At 32.9% G+C, this 21,181-nt stretch carries 19 protein-coding genes; 12 read left to right on the forward strand and 7 right to left on the reverse strand.

Features of this window, described 5'->3' with window-relative positions:
• The first annotated feature begins 112 nt into the window (after window positions 1–112).
• Window positions 113–1,189 (forward strand): helix-turn-helix domain-containing protein, encoded by a 1,077-nt coding sequence (locus NSQ08_RS11285; protein WP_340774724.1) that lies wholly within the window; start codon window positions 113–115, stop codon window positions 1,187–1,189.
• 70 nt (window positions 1,190–1,259) lie between these two features.
• Here NSQ08_RS11285 and NSQ08_RS11290 read toward each other — a convergent pair whose 3' ends face one another.
• Window positions 1,260–2,951, reverse strand: a complete 1,692-nt coding sequence (locus NSQ08_RS11290) for a M3 family oligoendopeptidase (protein WP_340774728.1) — start codon at window positions 2,949–2,951, stop codon at window positions 1,260–1,262.
• Between the two features lie 17 nt (window positions 2,952–2,968).
• Window positions 2,969–3,907: a DMT family transporter gene (locus tag NSQ08_RS11295; RefSeq protein WP_340774731.1), complete on the reverse strand. Its 939-nt coding sequence runs from the start codon at window positions 3,905–3,907 to the stop codon at window positions 2,969–2,971.
• Window positions 3,908–4,031: 124 nt separating this feature from the next.
• Between NSQ08_RS11295 and NSQ08_RS11300 the strand changes: the two genes are divergently transcribed.
• From NSQ08_RS11300 to NSQ08_RS11310, 3 genes are all read left to right on the forward strand, one after another.
• Window positions 4,032–5,402, forward strand: a complete 1,371-nt coding sequence (locus NSQ08_RS11300; RefSeq protein ID WP_340774733.1) for an aminotransferase-like domain-containing protein — start codon at window positions 4,032–4,034, stop codon at window positions 5,400–5,402.
• Window positions 5,403–5,645: 243 nt separating this feature from the next.
• Window positions 5,646–6,089: a VOC family protein gene (locus NSQ08_RS11305; protein ID WP_340774736.1), complete on the forward strand. Its 444-nt coding sequence runs from the start codon at window positions 5,646–5,648 to the stop codon at window positions 6,087–6,089.
• 107 nt (window positions 6,090–6,196) lie between these two features.
• Window positions 6,197–7,075: an SDR family oxidoreductase gene (locus NSQ08_RS11310; protein ID WP_215589054.1), complete on the forward strand. Its 879-nt coding sequence runs from the start codon at window positions 6,197–6,199 to the stop codon at window positions 7,073–7,075.
• Window positions 7,076–7,157: 82 nt separating this feature from the next.
• Here the strand turns inward: NSQ08_RS11310 and NSQ08_RS11315 are convergent, their stop codons facing one another.
• Window positions 7,158–7,811 carry a CPBP family intramembrane glutamic endopeptidase gene (locus tag NSQ08_RS11315; RefSeq protein WP_340774741.1) on the reverse strand — a complete coding sequence of 218 codons (654 nt, stop codon included), beginning with the start codon at window positions 7,809–7,811 and terminating at the stop codon, window positions 7,158–7,160.
• 425 nt (window positions 7,812–8,236) lie between these two features.
• On the opposite strand from NSQ08_RS11315, the gene NSQ08_RS11320 reads away from it, so the two are divergent.
• The 3 genes from NSQ08_RS11320 to NSQ08_RS11330 all read left to right on the forward strand — a co-directional run bounded on the left by NSQ08_RS11320 (window position 8,237) and on the right by NSQ08_RS11330 (window position 9,263).
• Window positions 8,237–8,440 (forward strand): hypothetical protein, encoded by a 204-nt coding sequence (locus tag NSQ08_RS11320; protein ID WP_000290880.1) that lies wholly within the window; start codon window positions 8,237–8,239, stop codon window positions 8,438–8,440.
• 75 nt (window positions 8,441–8,515) lie between these two features.
• Window positions 8,516–8,782: a hypothetical protein gene (locus tag NSQ08_RS11325; protein ID WP_340774745.1), complete on the forward strand. Its 267-nt coding sequence runs from the start codon at window positions 8,516–8,518 to the stop codon at window positions 8,780–8,782.
• Window positions 8,766–9,263: a DUF421 domain-containing protein gene (locus NSQ08_RS11330; RefSeq protein WP_002085380.1), complete on the forward strand. Its 498-nt coding sequence runs from the start codon at window positions 8,766–8,768 to the stop codon at window positions 9,261–9,263. The genes NSQ08_RS11325 and NSQ08_RS11330 overlap by 17 nt, the downstream gene beginning before the upstream one ends.
• Before the next feature lie 104 nt (window positions 9,264–9,367).
• Here the strand turns inward: NSQ08_RS11330 and NSQ08_RS11335 are convergent, their stop codons facing one another.
• Window positions 9,368–10,864: a multicopper oxidase family protein gene (locus NSQ08_RS11335; RefSeq protein ID WP_340774750.1), complete on the reverse strand. Its 1,497-nt coding sequence runs from the start codon at window positions 10,862–10,864 to the stop codon at window positions 9,368–9,370.
• Between the two features lie 413 nt (window positions 10,865–11,277).
• Here NSQ08_RS11335 and NSQ08_RS11340 point away from each other — a divergent pair, with 413 nt between their 5' ends.
• Entirely contained in the window at window positions 11,278–11,811 is a 534-nt protein-coding gene (locus NSQ08_RS11340; RefSeq protein ID WP_242245569.1) for a TetR/AcrR family transcriptional regulator, read from the forward strand.
• A 167-nt stretch (window positions 11,812–11,978) separates the two neighbouring features.
• A complete protein-coding gene (locus NSQ08_RS11345) occupies window positions 11,979–12,401 on the forward strand; it encodes a DUF3995 domain-containing protein (RefSeq protein ID WP_002141886.1) in 423 nt (140 codons plus the stop codon).
• Window positions 12,402–12,741: 340 nt separating this feature from the next.
• On the opposite strand, the gene pdxR is transcribed toward NSQ08_RS11345, so the two are convergent.
• Window positions 12,742–14,181: a MocR-like pyridoxine biosynthesis transcription factor PdxR gene (pdxR, locus tag NSQ08_RS11350; RefSeq protein ID WP_340774759.1), complete on the reverse strand. Its 1,440-nt coding sequence runs from the start codon at window positions 14,179–14,181 to the stop codon at window positions 12,742–12,744.
• 148 nt (window positions 14,182–14,329) lie between these two features.
• Here pdxR and NSQ08_RS11355 point away from each other — a divergent pair, with 148 nt between their 5' ends.
• Window positions 14,330–15,247 (forward strand): DMT family transporter, encoded by a 918-nt coding sequence (locus NSQ08_RS11355; RefSeq protein WP_340774762.1) that lies wholly within the window; start codon window positions 14,330–14,332, stop codon window positions 15,245–15,247.
• Between the two features lie 215 nt (window positions 15,248–15,462).
• Here NSQ08_RS11355 and NSQ08_RS11360 read toward each other — a convergent pair whose 3' ends face one another.
• Both NSQ08_RS11360 and secY read right to left on the reverse strand, forming a co-directional pair.
• The gene (locus NSQ08_RS11360) at window positions 15,463–15,906 is read right to left on the reverse strand and encodes a carboxymuconolactone decarboxylase family protein (RefSeq protein WP_000083090.1); all 444 of its coding nucleotides are present in this window, start codon (window positions 15,904–15,906) and stop codon (window positions 15,463–15,465) included.
• Between the two features lie 81 nt (window positions 15,907–15,987).
• The gene (gene secY / locus NSQ08_RS11365; RefSeq protein ID WP_340774766.1) at window positions 15,988–17,292 is read right to left on the reverse strand and encodes a preprotein translocase subunit SecY; all 1,305 of its coding nucleotides are present in this window, start codon (window positions 17,290–17,292) and stop codon (window positions 15,988–15,990) included.
• A 535-nt stretch (window positions 17,293–17,827) separates the two neighbouring features.
• Here secY and NSQ08_RS11370 point away from each other — a divergent pair.
• The gene (locus NSQ08_RS11370; RefSeq protein WP_001091627.1) at window positions 17,828–18,343 is read left to right on the forward strand and encodes a DinB family protein; all 516 of its coding nucleotides are present in this window, start codon (window positions 17,828–17,830) and stop codon (window positions 18,341–18,343) included.
• 556 nt (window positions 18,344–18,899) lie between these two features.
• Window positions 18,900–20,846 (forward strand): bifunctional metallophosphatase/5'-nucleotidase, encoded by a 1,947-nt coding sequence (locus NSQ08_RS11375; RefSeq protein ID WP_340774769.1) that lies wholly within the window; start codon window positions 18,900–18,902, stop codon window positions 20,844–20,846.
• Window positions 20,847–21,181 lie beyond the last annotated feature (335 nt).

Here is a 21,181-nt window from a genome sequence, read left to right on the forward strand (position 1 = left end):
AATTACATATGATATTTAAAGGTTCTAGAGGGTGGTTAATGTTATAAACCACAAGAAATATCAAAAGAAAGAAGTGGATACTTCTTATAATATTTAGTGAGGAGGGAGATAAATGAATGAACATATACAGCTAATGATTGAATGGATTGAGGGCAATTTAAAAAAGGAGTTTTCATTAGATAAATTATCTGATTATATGGGGTATTCTCCTTACTTCTGTTCGTTTAAATTTCATCAAGTAACAGGGATAAGTATTAGACGATATATTCTTCTTAGAAGATTGTATTTATCAACGGAAGATTTGACGAATGATAGAAAGATAATTGATATCGCATTTGATTACGATTACTCTTCGCAAGAGGCTTATAGTAGAGCATTTAAAACTGTTTTTGGTATAACCCCAGGAAAATTCCAACTTAACAAAATACCGGTTCAATCATTTATTAAACTCTCAATCAATGATGGCAAGGAGTGGGATAGAATGAATTTTTCTAGAAAAATTGAAGTTAATCAGTTACGAAATGCGAAGAGTGAGCTGTTTGATAAAGATGTACTAAACATATTAAATGGTCAATTTATGTATGAAGAATTTAAAAGTGAAAGACTAATGGGGGAGTCTGATTACGCTCCATTTAATGAAGCTATGTGTGTAAATGCGACTACTGCACAGATTTTTGATGATGAGTTTATTAAAACAAGGGCAGAAGGACATCAAGGTACTGTAGAAAATTATATGAAAAAGGTTATTCATCCTTTAGAGAATCTTTTTAAGAAAGAGTATAAATGTATCGTTTTATGGTTTGGTGAGGATATGTTTTGCCAAATGAATCTACTTACCGTACTTTCTTACCTTGAACAGTCTGATTATAAGGGAAAAGTATACTTAAATAGCTTCAGAGAGGATGAATTTAAAGTAAGTCAAATTGAACTTGAATTAGGGAACTATTTTTCTGTTTACAATGAAGTTCTAGTAAATCATAAAAAGCCATCTCATGAGATACTACCTGTAATGTATCAGGCGATAGATTTATATTTAGAGATGCTAAAAAAAAATAATGTAGTAGTAAAGTATATCTCCAAAAATAAAGATTTACCAACACAAGAGTTACTAAAAAGGTTGTTTAATCTTTTTCCAACAATAGGATATGGGGACCTACAATATATAGAGCTTATTAATAAAGCGAGATGAAAATTGAAACTAATTAGAAGAGAATACAGTAAAAAAGATGCACCTAAAAGTATAGGTGCATCTTTTTTACTTATATTTGTTCAAGTAAATTTAATTCCTCTTCTACAAATGCCATTAATTCTTTTATTGTCTCACTAGAAAAATCAAAACGAATTCCAGCTGCTTCATATACCTCTGGTAAGGATTCAGAGCTACCTAGAGATAATGCTTTTTTGTAATTTTGTAGTGCTTGTTTAGGATTCTCTTTATATTGTTTATACATTTGCAATGCACCAAGTTGCGCGATTGCATATTCGATATAATAGAATGGTATTTCGAATATGTGTAGTACAGGTAACCAGCCAGTTGCTATCCAGTTTTCATAACCTTCAATATTTACCACATTCGATTGGTAAGTGTTATGTAATTCTAAATATTTTTCATTTCTTTCTTTAGCAGTTTGATTTGGATTTTCATACATCCAATGTTGGAATTGATCAACGATAAGCATTTGTGGTAAATACTTAACAATATCTTTAAAGAAATCTAATTTTGCTTTTATAAATTCTTCTGTATTCTCATAAAATGTATCCCAATACTCCATCGAAAACAATTCCATTGTCATGCTGGCTAGCTCAGCTGATTCTGAAGGGATTTCTAAATATTTTTGTAGCTTTAGCTGCTTCATACATTCATTATGAATACTATGGCCCATTTCATGGAGGAAAGTAGTAACATCATAATGTGTATGATTGAGATTCATAAAAATAAAAGATAATTGAGAAGCAGGTAAGTGTTCGCAAAATCCTCCAGGTGCTTTTCCTTTACGACTTTCTAAATCTAAGCAATCATTTTTATGCATACGGCTCAATAATGCAGAAAATTCTGGGTCTAGTTTTTGTAAAATATGAGAACTTTTTTCGATTAAATCACTCTCGTCTTCAATGGGTTTTAATACTTTTTGATTTGGTGCGGCTGCTTTTAAATCCCACGGACGAAGTGTATCTACTTGAAGTTCAGCTTTTTTCTCATTAAATATATTATCAATAAGTGGCACAACGTATTTACGAACGGATTCTGCAAGTTCATAGCAATCATCAGCCGTATAATCAAAACGTTCATGTTTTTTAAACATATAATCACGATAATTATCTAATTGAATGTTTTTTGCCTTTTGGTGACGGATTGCAATTAATTCATTTAAAATATGTTGTAAATTATTTTCAACAGATAAAAATTTTTCAGAAATGAGCGTTTTTGCTTTTTTTCGTATATCACGATTCGGATTTTGTAAGTAAGACTGTAGTTCAGTAATTGTTTTTTCTTCGCCATCCCATAGTGCAGTCAAACTGCCTGTAATTTCGAAGTACTCGGTTACTAATTTGTCTTCTTTTACTTCTAAATCAATGTTCTTTTCACAAAATAATGTTTGCGCATTTTTTATTTTTTTATCTAGTAAGCTATAAGTTTTTGGATCAAGTTGCATTCGAAATGGTGACTCTAAATATTTATTATCAAAGGAATTTTGATAACGTTTCAAAAGAGGCCTTACATATTGTTGATCATATTCAAACGTATCTTTTATTTCTTTGTTATCTGTATTACATTGAAAGTCAATATAGTGTGATCGCAATTGTTCTTCGATTTCCCATATTAATTTCGACTGTATTTTCAGCCAATTTTCTAAATCTTCTCCTGAAGAAATGGGTTTACTTAATAAAGTAGATAATTCGTTCTCTAGCTCATGTATATTACGGATATCGATCGTATTAGAGTTCTGCATTATTTACCCCTCACTTTTTATTTACTCAAGGAGGTATTCTTCTTTTTCGCTATGATTCCTTTTTTTTCTAGAAAATTTGTGCCTATTACTCCAAGAACAATCATAAGTGTACCGACAATATGATAGTAGGCAATTTGCTCGTGTAAGAATACAACGCCTGCGATAATGGTAATAAGTGTAGATAAGTTGCTAAAAACACTTATTTTGGCTGCTTCAATATAAGATAATGAATAGTTTAATAATAATGCTGTCAGTAAGGAAGATAGTAATCCTAAATATAAAATTGAGATAAGGAATGTTCCATTCGTAAATGGCTTAAAGTATACAGTTATTGTACCTTTGTTCATATGGTCAATGATTGCGATGAAATTAAAACTAATAAAACCGATTGCTGTCATTGTGTATGTTAAATCCATCAGCTTGAATTTCTTTGTCATTTTTCGAGCTAATACATTGTAGCAAGCAGATGATAATGCCGATAATAAAATGAGAATAACACCGATAAAGCTCGTTTCATGAGCCCCTATACCATTCATAACAAATATATAAATGACACCTATGACAGAAATACATACTGATGTTTTTTGCCATGTATTCGTATATTCTTTTAAAAAATAGGAAGCTAGTATCATCGTAAATATAGGGATCGTTGCTTGTATAATTCCAGCCTCAGATGAACTTGTATATACTAAGCCAAATGCTTGGAAAGCAAAGAACAATGCTGGATAAAATATTGCGAGTGGTAAAAGTGTAAGTATGTTTTTAAATGATATATTTAACTTTACAAAACCGAAAATAACCGGAATGGTTGCTGCTATGAAGGCAACTGTAAAACGGTGAGCCAGAGTATCAAGAGGACTCGTAATGGTTAGTGCTAGTTTCACAAACATAAATGAAAACCCAATAATAAATGAATAGAGTAATGCTGATATATATGCTTTTGTTGTATTTTTCATAATTCCACCTCATAGTAGTTGATTTCTTACTGGCCAGTATAAGTACATAGTAATCCTTCTGATCTAGTGCTACAATGTGAACAAATACAAACTGTACCGGTACAAAAAAATAGGAGGTGTAATGATGTATAAATATTTACATGTTTTGAACGACTTAGAAAGTATGATTCAAAATGGTGAGATAAAAGAAGGAAAGAAATTACCGTCTATACGGTCGCTTGTTACACAATATGAATGTAATAAAGCGACTGTAATACGAGCGCTGCATGAATTGGAAAAGCGTCATATTATTTATTCTGTACCTCAAAGTGGATACTACGTTGTTAAGAAATCTGGAAGTTACGTAGAAAGTAACGAGATTATTGATTTCGCTTCTTCGGCCCCAGATCCAGATGTTTTTCCATACTTAGATTTTCAGCATTGCATTAATAAAGCGATTGATACCTATAAGAATGATTTGTTTATATACGGAACACCGAAAGGGTTACCATCTTTAATTTCGGTTGTGCAAAAACAGTTAGCAAACTATCAAGTTTTCACGAAGGAAGATAATATATTTATAACGTCAGGTGTGCAGCAAGCACTTGCAATACTAACTTCTATACCATTTCCGAATGAACATAATATGATTCTAATTGAACAGCCAAGTTACCATTTATATATTGAATATGTAGAAACAAATAACATTCCTGTAATCGGAATTAAGCGTACGCATGAGGGGATAGATTTAAATGAACTAGAGCGGATATTCAGCACAGAAAAAATTAAATTCTTTTATACAACTCCAAGATTTCATCATCCACTTGGAACTTCGTATTCTAAAAAAGAGAGAGAAAAGATTATTAAACTTGCGAAGAAATATAATGTATTTATAGTAGAAGACGACTATTTAGCAGATTTAGAAACTGGTTCAAAAGTAGATCCGTTTTACAGCCAAGAAAATTGTAATCATGTTATATATTTAAAAAGTTATTCGAAAATCATCTTTCCTGGTTTGCGAGTCGGTGTTGCAGTCATCCCGCAATCCATTGCAGATGCCTTTTATAAGTATAAAAAGATTTTAGATATCGATAGTCCTATGATTTCGCAAGCTGCTTTAGAAATTTACATAAAGAGCGGAATGTTTGATCGGCATAAACATAAAATAAAAGCATCTTACTACAATAGGTCAAAAAAACTAGCGGCAGTAGTAGAAGGTGTTCAAAATGAAAATCCACATTTGTTTACTTCTAGAACAGTAGATCCAATTGGAATACACACTTGTTTACAGTTGAAAAAAAATATAGTCACGGACACATTTATTAAAAATTTAAGCAAGAGTCAAATAAGCATAGATTCTATTGATAAAAATTATTTAAGTAACTTTCATAAAGAGAGATTGTTAAAGTTAAATGTATCTAATGTAAAAGAAGAAAAGATTGAAGAAGGGATTGGCAAAGTAATTGGGGAAATAAAACGAACGAACCGTGTGGATTTTCAGTTTAAAAAAGAATAAAAATTATGAGGGGGCGTGTTTTGAATAGAATAGCCTTGTTTGTATGTATTGCTCTTATTGATTCACAATATTATTGTTTAATTACAAAAAAATCGTTACGTTCATGATCTGCCATTAAAAGGGCATTTTCTTGAATATGGATAAGAGAATGGGTTATTTATATGTGAATTAAAGGTAATTCAGAAGGTGTTATTTCGTTTTAGTATGTGGAAATATTACTCAACATTATGGAGGAGATCGATTATGAGCAATACACAGACATTACGAGGGCTAACCACAGTTAGTTTTTGGACAGATAATCTAGCAGCCGCAAAGAAATGGTACGCTGACCTATTAGGAAGTGAACCATACTTTGAACGTCCAGGATATGCCGAATTTCGCATTGGCGACTACCAACACGAGCTAGGTTTAATCGATAGCCGTTATGCGCCAGCTGATTCAGTGACCGGCCCATCTGGCTCTATAGTGTACTGGCATGTTGATGATGTAACAGCAACTTTCAATAAGCTACTGTCTATGGGAGCAAAAGAGTATGAGGCACCTACAGAGCGCGGCGTGGGATTCATCACGGCTTTCGTAGTTGATCCCTTCGGAAACATATTAGGCGTTATGTACAATCAGCACTATTTAGATGTGCTGATTTCGAACAAAAAAGCACGAACTTCGCTGCTGCACAACGAAGCATAGGGTGCAATGCTAATCAAATTTAATTAATATTATTTTAACCCCTTCTTAAAATCAGAACGGGGTACCGAAAATAATTATACTTGATTATAAAGAGTAAGGAGAATCACATGAAACCATTACAAGGTAAAGTAGCAGTTGTGGCCGGAGCAACACGAGGCGCCGGAAGAGGTATTGCGATGATGCTTGGTGAAGCCGGTGCAACTGTATATGTAACAGGAAGAAGTACAAAAGGGAATTTATCCTGTATGGGAAGAACTGAAACGATTGAAGAAACGGCAGAGCTTGTTACAAAACAAGGCGGAAAAGGAATTGCAGTTCGTGTTGATCATACAGTAGAAGAAGATATTAAAGCATTATTTACAAAGATTCAAGACGAACAAAATGGACAGCTTGATATTTTAGTAAACGATGTTTGGGGCGGCGATCCTTTAACGGAATGGGAGAAACCTTTCTGGGAACACAACCTACATAACGGACTACTTATGCAACAAAGAGCTGTTCATTCTCATATAATGACAAGCCATTACGGTGTACCATTAATGGTGAAAAATAAAATGGGACTTGTTATTGAAATTACAGATGGTGTCGATTATCAATATCGAGGTAATTTGTACTATAGTTTAGCAAAAGTCTCAACAATTCATTTAGCAGAAGCTATGGCGAAAGATTTAGAACAACACAATATTACAGCTGTCGCAGTTAGTCCAGGATTCCTTCGTTCAGAAGCGATGTTAGATATATTTGGTGTAACAGAGGAGAATTGGCGAGAAGGAGCTAAACAAGACCCTCATTTTATCGCATCAGAAACTCCTTTCTTCGTTGGAAGAGCAGTAGCAGCTTTAGCAAGTGATCCAAATGTTCATGAAAAAACGGGACGAGCGTTAAGTTCATGGGAATTAGGAAGAGAGTATGGATTTACAGATATGGATGGAAGACGCCCAGATTGGGGGGGATATTTTGAGGAGAATGTTTTGAATCAAAATTAATGTTTTTAGAGCACTCAATAGCTGAGTGCTCTTGTTCTTTATACAATACGCAAATAATAAAGTCCTTTTAAAAATAAAATGGTTATTTAAAAAGCATTGGTACAAATGAAATACAGTCAAAAATAAAGTGACAAATCCAACTTATCCAAATACTTTTCGAATTTTTCCATATATAATTTAGTGCTAATCTAATTGGGATTATAGTTATTAATAACTGCATTGGCACAAAACCATAAGCTGGAATATGCCACAAAGCGAACAACAAACTACATATTAATGATGCCGTGCCAAATTTTAATCCTAATTTTTGTAATGCGATAATTATATTAGTGCAAATCAACTCTTCACCCATTAACATAAAGGGTACACGGAATAAAATCATAGAAATACTTATTACTTCAGCAACGGAATTTTTAGTTGCAGGTTCAAAAATGTAACTGAATATTAAGTTGGAAGCCATCCCTACGATAATTGTTAAAGGCAAACCCCAAAGTAATGTCTTAATATTAAAATGTTTAAATTGCTCTAATGATATTTTCCCTAAAAAATAGTATCCTATAATTCCACATAATACAAGATTCCATAAAGCTTCAAGAATCATTCCCAATACTTCAGGTATATTATCTCCTAACACTGCGAAAAGTTGATATACAATCCCAGAAATAATTAATAATCCCAAAGCCAAAAGGGATTTTGAATCAATTTTCTTCTCTGTTTCTATAATCTTTGTTTCCACAACAACCCCTTCTTTCTTATTATTTCATTGATTACGAATATATAATAGCACATTGTTCTCCAAAATAATGGTAATTGAGACGATCATAATAATTTTATTTTTCCAAATCAGTAAGTCCAAGATTAGGAGATTCCTTGCAAGAATCATTTAGACCAAAACCTATTATTAATGTCGTGATTAAAATAAAGAATATTGCAAATGGTGTGAAATAAAGCAATTATTAAACAAAAATAATAATCGCCCATCAAATTTATGAGTAGGCAATTAATGTATTTCTAAGAACAAAATTAAACAACTTTATTATCTTTACACATATATCGCATAAAACATTTTTTAACTTCATTAAATATATAGGGAATCATTACCAAAAAAATGATATCCTTAAAAGTATAGTCTATATTTTGTATAGGAGGGTGATGGAGTCTATGGCGGTACGTATAGTCGATGATTTACAACAATTCTCTTTATTACTTATGTTTTTGAGTACATTAATATTTTACAGATACTTAAAGAAAATTAAACGAGAGAGAAAACTGACTTCTTTTGAATGGACAATGTATTTTGTCACTCAATTCGCGACTTCCATTTGGGCAATTACTTATTTTATTAAATTCTTGTCTGAATCGTAAGTTACATTAAACCATTTTAGTTTACTGGGTTATTGTTATCTATTAGGGATATAAATATAGTCCGTATCTAAGTCAATGACGACATCGCTCTTAATGTCTTCTTGTAATGACTTTGGAATGTTTTCAGAAGGTCATACTGTGTATGCAATGATTCGTAACGAATCACAAGTAGAAGCAATGAAGAAAGTTGATGCTTTACCATTACTAGCTGGGAGTGAGGTGCTTCAAAGAATAAGGCACGTAAAGAGAATGGATACTTTAAAATATCATAAAAACCCTTTAATGGGAATACTAGTAAAATTCACTATTAAAGGATTGGGCTGTAATGAATATACTTTTTGAAAGCATTATTTTAATCCTCACTGGAATTATTGTTTTAAAATTGACAGGTAGTAAATCTGTTAGCCAAATGACGAGAGCTGAAATTATTATTGTGGTTTCTATAGGACGTATTATTGTAGAACCTATATTAAGTAGGAAAGTAGGCCCATCTATTTTTGCTGCGTTTATTTTTGCGGGTGTTTTACTTATTATTCATTTTTTTGAATTGAAATCACGAAAAGTAGAAAAGTTTCTAAATGGAAATAGCATTATTGTTATAGAAAACGGAGAAATCTTAAAAAAGAATTTATTACGCGCGAAAATGTCAGAACAACAATTATTTATGCATCTGAGAGAAAAAGGTATACATGAAATCAAGAATTTACAACAAGCAACTGTAGAAACGAATGGACGGATTGGGTATCAACTAACTACTAAGGCACAACCAGTTACTTTGGAAATGCTAGAAAAGCTTCTAGAGCAATGCAATCTGAAAAAATAGTTTTAGACTGAAAAGCGCTTCTTGTACATAAAGGCACTTTTCGCAAACGTGTAAAAGTCCCTTCAGTAATCCTGAAGGGACTTTCGTGTTATTTAATGTATCTATCAATTTAATTTGTGTCTATTAAGATTGGAAGGTATGATTTTTAACGGTCTCATCATATCATGGTCTTCATGCTCTAAACGATGACAGTGCCATACATAATCTCCAGAATAGGGCTCAAACTTCATTATGATTCGGACGGTTTGTTCACCTGCTACTAGAACGGTATCTTTTAATCCGAAATCAGCTGGGAGAGGATTTAATAAGTTTCCATTCAAATCATGACGATCAAGAACTTGAAAATTAACTAGGTGTATATGAATAGGATGAATCCCAACGGTCAAATTTACTAACTCCCATATTTCAACAGAATTTAATAAAGGTGTTTCTGTCACTGGATCGTCCCATTCTTTATTATCTAATAAAAGCATGAGACGTCCAAATTCATCCTCTGAGTCATTTAATGTTAATCGTCTTACTTTCTTTACTTTTTCTACGGGAATAAAGTCAATGTTACTTAATTTGCATGGGATTTTACTTTTATCTGGGCAGGATAATGGTTTCGTTACTTGGAACTCCATTATCTCACCAGTTGGATTATCTAAATCAATTCCATTTTGTAAAACTACTTTTTTTCCTTCAAACCTTGAAAAATCAATAATAATGTCAATACGCTCTGCTGGTGAAACATCTAAACTTTGTACTTTAATCGGCCGTTTAAGAAGGCCTCCATCAGTCCCTATTAAAAAGAATGAGCTAAGGTCACTTAATTGGAACTTGTATGTGCGAGTATTAGAAGAGTTTAATAAACGAAATCTATATTTGCGGGGCTCAACTTTTAAAAATGGCCATACTTTCCCGTTAACTGCAATTGTATTTCCTAAAAATAGAGGAACAATAGAAGGGTATGGTAAACCTGGTGGTGGGTCTTCTGGTTGAGCAGGATAAAATAGGGAACCATCCGGATTAAAGGATTTATCTTGAACGATAAGAGGTATTTCGTATTTCCCCTTAGGAAGAGGTAGTGATTTTTCTTCTTTATCACGAATCAAGTAAAGTCCTGCAAGACCCGCATATACATTTAAACGAGTAATCCCAAGTGCATGATCATGATACCAAAGGGTGGTTGCTCGTTCTCGATTCGAATAATGATAAATCTCTTTTACGAAACTAGGTCCTGTTTGTTGAAAGTTTTTCGTAAACCATGCTTCAGGATGACCATCGCTATCTGGTTCACTGGGGCTTCCATGTAAATGTACAACAGTTCGTACTTCTGGGTTATCATGCGCCCCGTGAACGGTTGTATCAACAGGTAAGAAGTGTTTTTCAGGTAAATCGTTTGACCATCTCACATATACAGGATGCTCTTTTTTTACCTCAAACGTTGGACCAGGTACCATCCCATTATAACCCCATACTTTCGTCTTTGGTAAATCACTATGAAACTTGTGTAGCGTTTCAACCATACGTACATCATAAAATGGCTTACCTTTATATGTTCCTATAGGTTTTATTGCAGAGGGAATCGGAAGGGGATCAATAAATTTTTTTAATTCCAAATATCGCTATCTCCTTTCGTGTAATATAGTATATTCTATTACGTGAATGTTATATTGTTTGTATACTTGACCAACAAAATCATTGATATATCCCTTATACATGTGAAGCTAATATGACTTAAAATAATATACAGAAAAATTTTGTGGTCTAAATGCGTATTCAAGGGTTTTTAGGCTGTAGACCATCCAAATCTTCTTGAAATTTACAGGGGAAGATATTTTAATGGGCAAAACAGAAAATCTATTTGATTTAGTATGTGCTTGTATTTTATCAAGGGTGATAACGATCAATATTACGATTAACAACAACATTAAAGTTCATAAAAATAAACAGAATGAATAATTGACAAAAAATGAGAATAGTAGTAATCTAACTTAAAACATACGCTACCGTACTTTATTGGAGAGATGATATGCAATTAACGAGGGAAGACTGGATAAAAGTAGGATTACAACAATTAGCTAATGAAGGTATACATAAAGTTCGCATTGAAGCACTTGCTCGATTGCTAAAAATAAGCAAAGGAAGCTTCTATCACTATTTTCGTGACCATCAAGAGCTTTTAGATTCTATGCTTGACTTTTGGGAAGTACATGCAACAAGGCTGATTGTTCAAAGTATGGAGCAACAGGATGCCTCTTTAGAACAGCTATTACAGATTAGTTTTAATCGAGATAAAAAAATTGAGAATGGTATTTATGCTTGGGCTAAATATGATCCTGTTGTGGCAACACGTTTAGTAGATATAGAAGAACAAAGAATTTCTTGTGTTGCAAAATTGTATCAAAAAATGGGCGTAGACGAAACTGAATCAATTGATCGAGCGAGACTTGCCTATTTAACGTATGTAGGATGGATGACAAGGTTTGAAGCAAATCCTAATTTTGATATTGATAAAATGGTTGAGCTTTTCACTTCTTTCAGCGGGTGTCCAAACATCCACTGAAAGAAGTGAAAGCCTCCGGCGGATGTCACAGAATTATGCTGAGGCATAATTGATTATTCGATAATAAATGTCCCTAATATGGTTATAGAACCTGAAGGGACAAAATTTTCACTATAACATACGGTAGTGTATGTTATCTTTGAAGTTACGAAATTGGGGGCGAATAAATGAAATTACTATTAATAGTAGTAGCTGTGGGGCTTCTGTGGTTTATCAGTTTTTTGCATATTTATTGGGCTTTTGGAGGTCGATGGGGTTCTGCTGCTGTTATCCCAGTAAAAGAGGGAGAACATAAGCCTGCTTTTACTCCGAGAATATGGGGAACATTATTCGTAGCCATTCTTATTCTATTAGCTAGTGTCATTATTGTTGTTCAAGTAGGTTATTTGCAGGGGTTCGAAGCAAATAGTTTATCTAAAATCGGAAGTATTGTCTGTGCTTTAGTTTTCATTGTTAGGGCAATTGGTGATTTTAAGTTTGTTGGATTTTTCAAAAAAATTCAACATTCTCAGTTTGCTAGATATGACACTCGGTTCTATAGTCCATTATGTTTATTCTTTGGTTTTGTCTATATCATGTTGTTGTTTTAATAAGTATAATGAATTCCCTATAAAATAAATTTTATGCAGGAAGAAAACACCTCTTATTGAACAAGTAGTAATAAAAAGAAGTTTGAACATAGCAATAGAGCAATACAGGTTCTGTTGACAGCGAAGTCCGCTATGATTAGTCATTTGTGTTTAAAAAGAGGATAGATAGGGCGAATTTATTCAAGCTCTTCTATCCTTTTAATTTTTATACATATAATGTATGACATTAGATAAGAATTCACTATTAATAATAGGTTCAGCTTATATCTTGACTTTTAATAAAATTTTAAAGTGTTGGTTTTTTATTGTGTGAATAAGAGGTTAGTTGTTGTTTTGGAGTTTAAATGAATGATTTAAACTTGGCAATTGTATCATGTAATCTTTCTAATCCAATCAACATATCTTTTTCATTTAACATTGAATAACTAATTCGCAAATGATTATATTGATTTTCATGGTTTATCAGACAAGCTGTGCCGGGTAAAAAAGAAACATCTACTGCATTCGCTTTTTGTAATAATGTAAAAGGATCGATTGACTGAGGGAGTGTAACCCATAAGTTAAATCCTCCATTAGGTATTTCAAATTCTAATTCTTTTAATGGAGATAATATATCAATTGTTAAATCGCGTCTAATTTGTAAAGCAGTCCGTAATTTTTCTAAATGATTTTTCATTCGTTCCGCTCGTAAAAAAGGAAGTAGTGCTTTTTGTGTCAATAAGGGACTACCAATATCCATCGAAGCCTTAACGGCGTATAACCATTCAAAGATAGGACCTTCAGCTGCAAGTGCCGCGATGCGAAGACCTGGTGCTAACGTTTTACTAAATCCTTTTAAATATATAACATGACCATTTGTATCAAAGCTTTTTATTGGAGGGGGAATTTTAAAATCCTCAAAATATATCTCTCCGAAAGAATCATCCTCTAAAATGAAAAATTGATAAAGCTCTGCTAGTTCTACAAGTTCCATTCTTCTTTCTTTACTCATTACTGTGCCCGTTGGATTCTGAAAAGTAGGATTCACATATAACAAAACAGGATTCTTTCTTTGACAAATATCATCGATTAAATCTGAGCGAATGCCGTTGTTATCAAGACTAACAGGGATAATTTGAACTCCTTTATTAACAAATACATCAAGCGCCGCTCCGTAACACGGACTTTCTACTAACACTATGTCTCCAGGTTTTAATAATGTTTGGGCGATTAAATCAATTCCTTGCTGGGCACCACTTGTAATTAATAATTGAGATGGATCTGTAACTACTTGTTGGTGTTCTTTTAAGTAGTTTGTTATTTCCACTCTAAGTTCTTTGTCACCTTGAACAGGTCCGTATGTTGCCAGTATCATTTGATCCTTATTAAGTAATTTGTGCATTTCATCTGAAAGAAACGGATTTGGTAATAAACGTGGATAAAGGACAGCCTGTGAAAAATCAAAATATTTACGATGTTGGTTCATTACATATTGAGAACGCATAACATTAATGGATTTCGTTTGTTGCCATTGATATGGAATTGGTTTGAAATCTTTGTTCACACGTTTATGTATATAGGCACCTTTTCCTTGTTCAATTCGTATATAACCTTTCGTTTCTAACTGTTTATAAGCTTTACGAACAGTTAATAAACTAATTTGCAAATCATCGGCCATAGCACGTAAAGAAGGGAGGTAATCGCCATGCGAAAGCATCCCGCTTTGAATTCTCTCAACAATTTGCATATATATTTGTTGGTAATATGGTATGTTGGATTCTTTACGTAGTATTATCTTCATAGAATCACCTGTTTTTCTTTTTAATTTAATTAAAGCGAAAAATAGTCTGACAATCAACTATATTTTCATTCAACTGTTATATGCTCGGATACACTGTTATACACCATATCCTCTATACTCATTTCAAGAGTAAAAAGGAGGAAGGAAAATGGTCATTTTAAATTATATTTTAGTATGTATCATCTTTGGAACAACATTTTTAACGATAAAAATCGGAATTGAGGCAGGTGCACCGCCGTTATTTTCAGCTGGAATTCGCTTCTTTTTGGCCGGTCTTATTCTCATTACTATTTTTAAGTTAAAGAAAAAGCGTGTTATGCCTTATTTATTATCAAAGCGTATTATGGGCGCTGGCTTTTGTTTAACATTTATGACATTCGCAACGTTATATTGGGCAGAACAGCATATTTCTTCTGGATTAGCAGCCGTGCTTTCTGCAACAGCCCCAATGATGATTGTATTGCTACAATCAAAGAGAAATAAAACAAAATTACAACGAGAACAGTTTTTGGCTTTATTCATAGCACTTACAGGAGTTTTATTTATATCTTTACCTGGCATGCATCAAGAACTTACTTTCATATGGAGTATTGCATGCCTTGTCATAATAGTTGGGCAACTATTTTACGGAATAGGTTCTATTTATTCAAAAGAAATACTTTCAAATTCGCCTGACGTATCACCTTTTCTAATTAACGGTATTCAAATGTTTTATGGAGGAATCTTGTTATTAATTGTATCTATTGTAATGGAACAGCCTAATCTAACAGTCTTAACATCTTGGAATGTACAATGGCCAATTTTATATCTCATATTTGTAGGATCAATCGGTGGGCACGGTTTATATTATTGGCTCTTATCAAAAACAAATCCAATATTTCCATCAACATGGTTGTATGTATCCCCATTAATCGCTGTTATTGTAGGTTATTTTGTATTAGGAGAACCATTAAATCCTGCAATGGGAATTGGAGCTTGTTTAATCTTGATTGGTGTATTTTTAGCGAATCGTTCTACACTTGGAGTTTATTTTAAGCAAGGAAGGTTGTTAAAAAAAGAGATGTAGTTAAAGTTTAATGATGTAGAAAACAGCGAAAAACGTATTCAAACTTTAGAAGGAAAAATAGTTAATTTAGAGAAAGTGATTAACACATTAGAATATAGATTAGGGAGAGTAGAATCAAAAACACAGTTGGAGAAATAACCAACTGTGTTTTTATATAGGGTGTATTTAATTTTACACTTAACTAAATCGGTCGCATATTGTTTGGTGGATAAGTGTTATTTTTTTATTACGGTATTACCCATCGCAATAGAAATTCGATTCCAACTATTTATTTGATTAATGATTAACACAAGATCAACATATTGTTTTTCGTCAAAGTATTCACGTACACGGTTGTATAGATTTTCAGGAACTCTTTTAGTAGGAATGAGAGTAATATGCTCCGATAGTTCCAAAGCAACTTTTTCTTCAGGAGTATAAAAATCGCAATCATCCCAAGCATTTAAGCAATAAATTCTTTGCTCGGTTTCACCCAATTTTCGGGCGTCAGAAGTATGCATATCGATACAATAAGCACAGCCGTTAATTTGAGAGACTCTAATTTTTATAAGCTCTCTAACAGCTCGATTAATTGAAGATTTCTTCGTGTATTTCTCCATATCCATCATAATTTTCATACCATCAGGCGAAATATCATAATAAGACATTCTTTGACTCATAAGACACAACCTCCGTTATTATAAGTTTTTATAATAAAAACACACTAGGTCGCTATTGTGACTTCTAGTGTGTTTTTGTAATTAATTCACTTTTTTTATAAAACCTTTATAATGACGCTTCACAAGTTGACTTTCTAACGTCTTCATCGTTTCTAATGCAACACCTACGATGATTAGTAAACTTGTACCACCGATTTGAGCAGATGGTGGTAATGTAGCGATTTTTGTAAATACAAGTGGTAATATTGAAATTGCTCCTAAGAAAATCGCACCGATAAATGTTAAACGGTATAAAATTTTTGTTACATACTGTTCTGTAGATTTACCTGGGCGAATACCCGGGACATATCCGTTTTGCTTTTTCAAATTCTCAGCCATTTGTTCAGGATTTACTTGAATAAATGCATAGAAGTATGTGAAAGCAACGATAAGACCAACATAAAGCGCCATTCCAAACGGATGTGCAAAATCAAGATTCGCAATTAGCCATTTAGATACGCTCGAGTCAGGGAAGAGCTGCGCAATTGTACGCGGCGTCATTAAAAAGGCTGAAGCAAAGATAACAGGAATTACACCTGCACTATTTACTTTAAGAGGTAAATGAGTATTTTTTGCTCCTTGATATTGATTGTTTCCTGAAACAGCTTTTGCATATTGAATCGGTATTTTTCGAACAGCTTGTTGAATGTAAATAACACCAACAACTATCGCTAAAATTACGAGTCCAATTAAAACCATTTTTATTATGTGCATAAATAACTGATCGCCTGCGTTTTGGAATTGTTGCAAATAAATTTGATTAGCGACATTTGGAATCGCCGCAACAAGTCCTGCGAAGATAATCATTGAGATTCCATTACCAACGCCATTAGCGGTAATTTGTTCACCTAACCAAAGTAAAAATGCAGTACCAGCAGTTAAAACTGTCGCAATAAATAAGTATGTAGTCCAGCTTTGATCTGTAATTAATTGTCCACCTGCTATATTATTAAAACCATAAGACATCCCAATGGATTGTATGAATGCGAGAATGATTGTAAAGTATCGAGTAAATTGAGCTGATTTCTTACGGCCCATTTCTCCTTGCTTTGCCCATTCTGTAAATTTAGGTACAACGTCCATTTGTAGTAATTGTACAATGATAGAAGCTGTAATATATGGTGTGATACCTACAGCAAAGATTGAGAAGTGTTGCAGTGCTCCTCCGCCAAATACGTTTAGCATACCTAAAACGTTGGCTTGATCTTGTACTTTTAATACCTCTGCGTTAGTATGAGGAACTGGAATAAACGTGCCAATTCGAAAAACAATTAGCATCGTTAGTGTAAAAAGAATTTTGTTTCTTATCTCAGCTACTCTCATGAAATTTGAAATCGTACGAAACATTATGTCGCCTCCTATATTTTTATCAGTTCAAAACTGATTATTATATCCCGATGAAGTAACCACAAACCTCCTTCCGCATTAAATTCATTTGACAAATGGAATTTTATACATTTTGTAGTTTTCACGGATATAAAAATATAAGGTGTTATACAAGCGATTTATTAACTTTTCGTAATCATTCAATACCCATAATATAACTAATAAATTAACAAATGTACATACATAAGCATTAAAAATGAATGAATAGAGTGATTTTTTACATATATTTAATGCTAGATTGATAATTAGGAACGTTTTATGTAGTTATATTGAAAGGATTCCGTGGAAAGTATTATGATGTAGCTGTAGCGCATAATAACCTCAAGGAAATCTTCAAGGATGTTGAGAGAACTCATACATTTCAGCATGAATTAGAGAACCTACTAAAGAAAGAAAAGATTGGATTGGAATAATAGTGAAGGAAAATCTTTTTCCACAGAGAATATTTCTAGCGTAGGAATTTAAGTATGTAGGTTCTAGCGAAAGGAGAATTCACATGAATACATTTGTAAATGACAAGTTTTATGAAACTAGAAATCAATTATTTGAGGAAATTACTTTGTTAAGTGATGCTCAATTTAATAGGAAACCAGATAAGGATAAATGGAGTATAGCACAAGTTTGTCATCACTTAGTTTTATTAGATGAGAGAGTTATAACAGTTATTTCATCGGGATTAAAAAAGATGGATAGTATCTTAAATGAGCGTAAAGAAATTCACACTATTTTATTAGATAGATCGATAAAATTTATAGCCCCAGAAATGATTGAACCAAGTATAGAACCATTTGAAGTGCAGCAAATGGTTGATTTGTTAAACGACTCTAGAAAAGAATTGATGCGTTTCCTGAGTACAATAGAAGATGAATCTATATTAGCGAAAAAATCAGTGACGCATCCAGCTCTTGGAGAATTACTTCTTGATCAGTGGATAGAACTGATCTATTTGCATGAACAGCGTCATATAGAACAAATTAAAGAGATAAAATTGCTTTGTGGAGTTGAAAAGTAAAAATCATTATCTATTTATTGAGCGATTTGGGATAGCATCAAGGATTCGAGTGATAAAATACAAGTCCTGATTAAAATTATGATGAATTTAGTTGAAAGCAACCAATAAGCAGAAAAAAATACGAAACTAGCAGATTTTACTCCTGAAGAGGAAACGAACATTTGAAAAAAATCTGAATCCGATTTGCTGTATAAGTGTAACCCCGTCTTAAATGAAGAGCGGGGTTATTATTTTTGGAATTGATCTCAGTATTTTCATATAGAAGGAAAAAATTAGAAATAAAATCCGGAAATGAGTTGTATGTCCAAAATTTTGAAAGTACGTATACATCTACCGTGGGTTTAGCGCTCTTCACACGTTGGAGGAAGAAGTATTTTATTAGAAAACGATAAAATACTATTCTGTTAGGGGATATATGCATTTTATTCTCTATATTTTCACAGCAAAACCACCTCCAAAATTATCTTTTGTAGTTGAATTTCTCTGAATAATAAGTTACATTTTTAAAGTTCAAGCAACTTTATGACAGTACAAAAAGGGGAGAAATATTGTTATTATGCAAAAAATGAAATGGAAGAACTATGTATGCAATTTTATTATTCTTATGCTTCTTGTAACAGCAGTAACAGTCAAACCAGCTATTTCTAAGGCTGAGGAATCTAATGTTAATATTACATTGTTAGGTACTGCAGATATTCATGGTAGATTTATGCCTTGGGATTATGCGCTTGATGGAGCAAATATGAGTGGAAGTTTGACGCAGCTTTATACGGTTATAAAGAAGGTACGTCAAGAAAATCCAAATACCATATTAGTAGATGCCGGGGATACAATTCAAGGAAACTCAGTAGAATTATTCAACGATAAGCCACAATCGCCAATGATGGTAGCAATGAATACAATGGGATATGACGCCTGGGCATTTGGAAATCATGAATTCAACTTTGGATTAGATACATTGAAAAAAGTTAGTGAGCAATACAAGGGAAAGACGTTAGCAGGAAATATTTATAAGGAAAATGGAGAGCGTTTTCTTCCTGCATATACGATTGTTGAAAAAGGTGGAATTAAAGTCGGGATTATTGGTATGAATACACCAATGATTAGTGATTTTGAAAAAGGGACAGATCATTTGGATGGTTTAGTAGTGAAAAATCCAGTAGAAGAGACAAAAAAGGCTATTAAAGAATTAGAAGATAAAGTAGATGTAATGGTAGGGGTTATGCATATGGGACTAGAAAATGAGAATGGAATCCCAGGTACTGGTGTTCAAGATATTGCGAATGCTTGTCCGGAACTAAGCGCTATTTTTGCGGCTCATATGCATAAACTTGTAAAAAAAGAAGTTGTAAATGGCGTAATTATTACAGAACCAGATAAATACGGAACGCATATTTCACGTATTGACCTTACTTTTACAAAGCAAGATGGGAAGCTTGTTTTAAAAGATAAAACAGCTACCGCTATACCTGTAAAAAATGCTGATGGAACTACAGTATTATCTGATTCTACACTTGAAGAAACATTAACACCTTTTCATGAGTATGCGAGAGGAGATGCAAATGTTGTAGTCGCCCGATTAAAGGGTAGAAACCTTGTTCCTCAAAATGAAATAAAGGATATTCCAAGTGTGCAGATTCAAGAGACACCTTTATCAGATTTCTTTCATGGAGTCATGCTCCATTACAGTAAGGCGGATGTAGTAGCCCATCAAATTGATAATGATTATGCCCGTTTGGATATAGGTCCTATAAAGAAGAAAGATATTGCTTATAATTATCAATATGCTTTGGGAGAAATTACAGTATATAAGATAACTGGAAAAGATTTAAAAGACTATATGGAATGGGCAGCAGGATATTTTAACTCATCTCGTGCCGGAGATGTAACAGTTAGCTTTGATAAAAATCGTCGTGCGTCTAAATACAGTACGAACGATTTCTTTGGAGGCGTAAAATACGAAATTGACTTAACAAAACCATATGGTAGTAGAATTACAAATTTACGCTCTATTCGTACAAATAAACCAATCAAAATGAGCGATGTTATGACGCTAGGAATGAATGCGTATAGAATGGAGGCTCTTCAGGCAAAAGGGGGAGCTTTAGAGGGACGAAAATTTGAACAAACTTGGTCATCTAAACAAGAGAATGCATTCGGAGAAACAGGTGGAACCATTCGTAACCTTGCTATTACATATTTAAAAGAGGTAAAGAACGGTGTATACACGCCAAAAGTTATGCATAATTGGAAAATTACTGGTGTAGATACACATTCTTCAGAGCATAAGGCTGTAGTTGATCTTGTAAATAAAGGGATTTTAGAAATCCCAAAAACAGAAGATGGAAAATATACAAATATAGCATCTATAAATACTAAAGATTCAATTACAAAAGAAGAGATTGTAGCACTCTCACAAAAAGCTAATATTAATCCAAATCAGTTTAATCATGTAAAAAGAAAAGGTGAATTTTACAAAAAACTTAGTAGGATAATTAAATAAATATAAAAAAGATGGCTCTAATGCAAAAAACTATTAAATTTGGACATACCATTATCCTAAAAAAGTTTGTGATCGGTATGGAAATATAGAGAATCATCGGTAAAAAATCCCCTGAATCGATTTAAAAATTTAGGGGATTTTTCATTTGAATAATTATTGTTTCGTTTCTCACTATGTATATTTATAATATGCTTTAAAAGAACATACCTTAAGTTAATAACATGCAATAGATATGTCCTTTTCTATATTTAAATGGGGAGACAAATTTATCTTTGAAAGATATTTTTGACAAGATAAAAAAGCCTGAAACTCATATAAGACTTCAGCAGTCTCAA

This window comes from Bacillus sp. FSL E2-8887 (assembly GCF_038007205.1).
GTDB classification, from domain to species: Bacteria; Bacillota; Bacilli; order Bacillales; family Bacillaceae_G; genus Bacillus_A; species Bacillus_A mycoides.

Excerpts from the sequence above, each read along its gene's own strand:
- NSQ08_RS11285 (WP_340774724.1), top strand. The coding sequence starts at position 113 with ATGAATGAACATATACAGCTAATGATTGAATGGATTGAGGGCAATTTA.
- NSQ08_RS11290 (WP_340774728.1), bottom strand. The coding sequence starts at position 2,951 with ATGCAGAACTCTAATACGATCGATATCCGTAATATACATGAGCTAGAG.
- NSQ08_RS11295 (WP_340774731.1), bottom strand. The coding sequence starts at position 3,907 with ATGAAAAATACAACAAAAGCATATATATCAGCATTACTCTATTCATTT.
- NSQ08_RS11300 (WP_340774733.1), top strand. The coding sequence starts at position 4,032 with ATGTATAAATATTTACATGTTTTGAACGACTTAGAAAGTATGATTCAA.
- NSQ08_RS11305 (WP_340774736.1), top strand. The coding sequence starts at position 5,646 with ATGAGCAATACACAGACATTACGAGGGCTAACCACAGTTAGTTTTTGG.
- NSQ08_RS11310 (WP_215589054.1), top strand. The coding sequence starts at position 6,197 with ATGAAACCATTACAAGGTAAAGTAGCAGTTGTGGCCGGAGCAACACGA.
- NSQ08_RS11320 (WP_000290880.1), top strand. The coding sequence starts at position 8,237 with ATGGCGGTACGTATAGTCGATGATTTACAACAATTCTCTTTATTACTT.
- NSQ08_RS11325 (WP_340774745.1), top strand. The coding sequence starts at position 8,516 with ATGACGACATCGCTCTTAATGTCTTCTTGTAATGACTTTGGAATGTTT.
- NSQ08_RS11330 (WP_002085380.1), top strand. The coding sequence starts at position 8,766 with ATGAATATACTTTTTGAAAGCATTATTTTAATCCTCACTGGAATTATT.
- NSQ08_RS11340 (WP_242245569.1), top strand. The coding sequence starts at position 11,278 with ATGCAATTAACGAGGGAAGACTGGATAAAAGTAGGATTACAACAATTA.
- NSQ08_RS11345 (WP_002141886.1), top strand. The coding sequence starts at position 11,979 with ATGAAATTACTATTAATAGTAGTAGCTGTGGGGCTTCTGTGGTTTATC.
- pdxR (WP_340774759.1), bottom strand. The coding sequence starts at position 14,181 with ATGAAGATAATACTACGTAAAGAATCCAACATACCATATTACCAACAA.
- NSQ08_RS11355 (WP_340774762.1), top strand. The coding sequence starts at position 14,330 with ATGGTCATTTTAAATTATATTTTAGTATGTATCATCTTTGGAACAACA.
- NSQ08_RS11360 (WP_000083090.1), bottom strand. The coding sequence starts at position 15,906 with ATGAGTCAAAGAATGTCTTATTATGATATTTCGCCTGATGGTATGAAA.
- secY (WP_340774766.1), bottom strand. The coding sequence starts at position 17,292 with ATGTTTCGTACGATTTCAAATTTCATGAGAGTAGCTGAGATAAGAAAC.
- NSQ08_RS11370 (WP_001091627.1), top strand. The coding sequence starts at position 17,828 with ATGAATACATTTGTAAATGACAAGTTTTATGAAACTAGAAATCAATTA.
- NSQ08_RS11375 (WP_340774769.1), top strand. The coding sequence starts at position 18,900 with ATGCAAAAAATGAAATGGAAGAACTATGTATGCAATTTTATTATTCTT.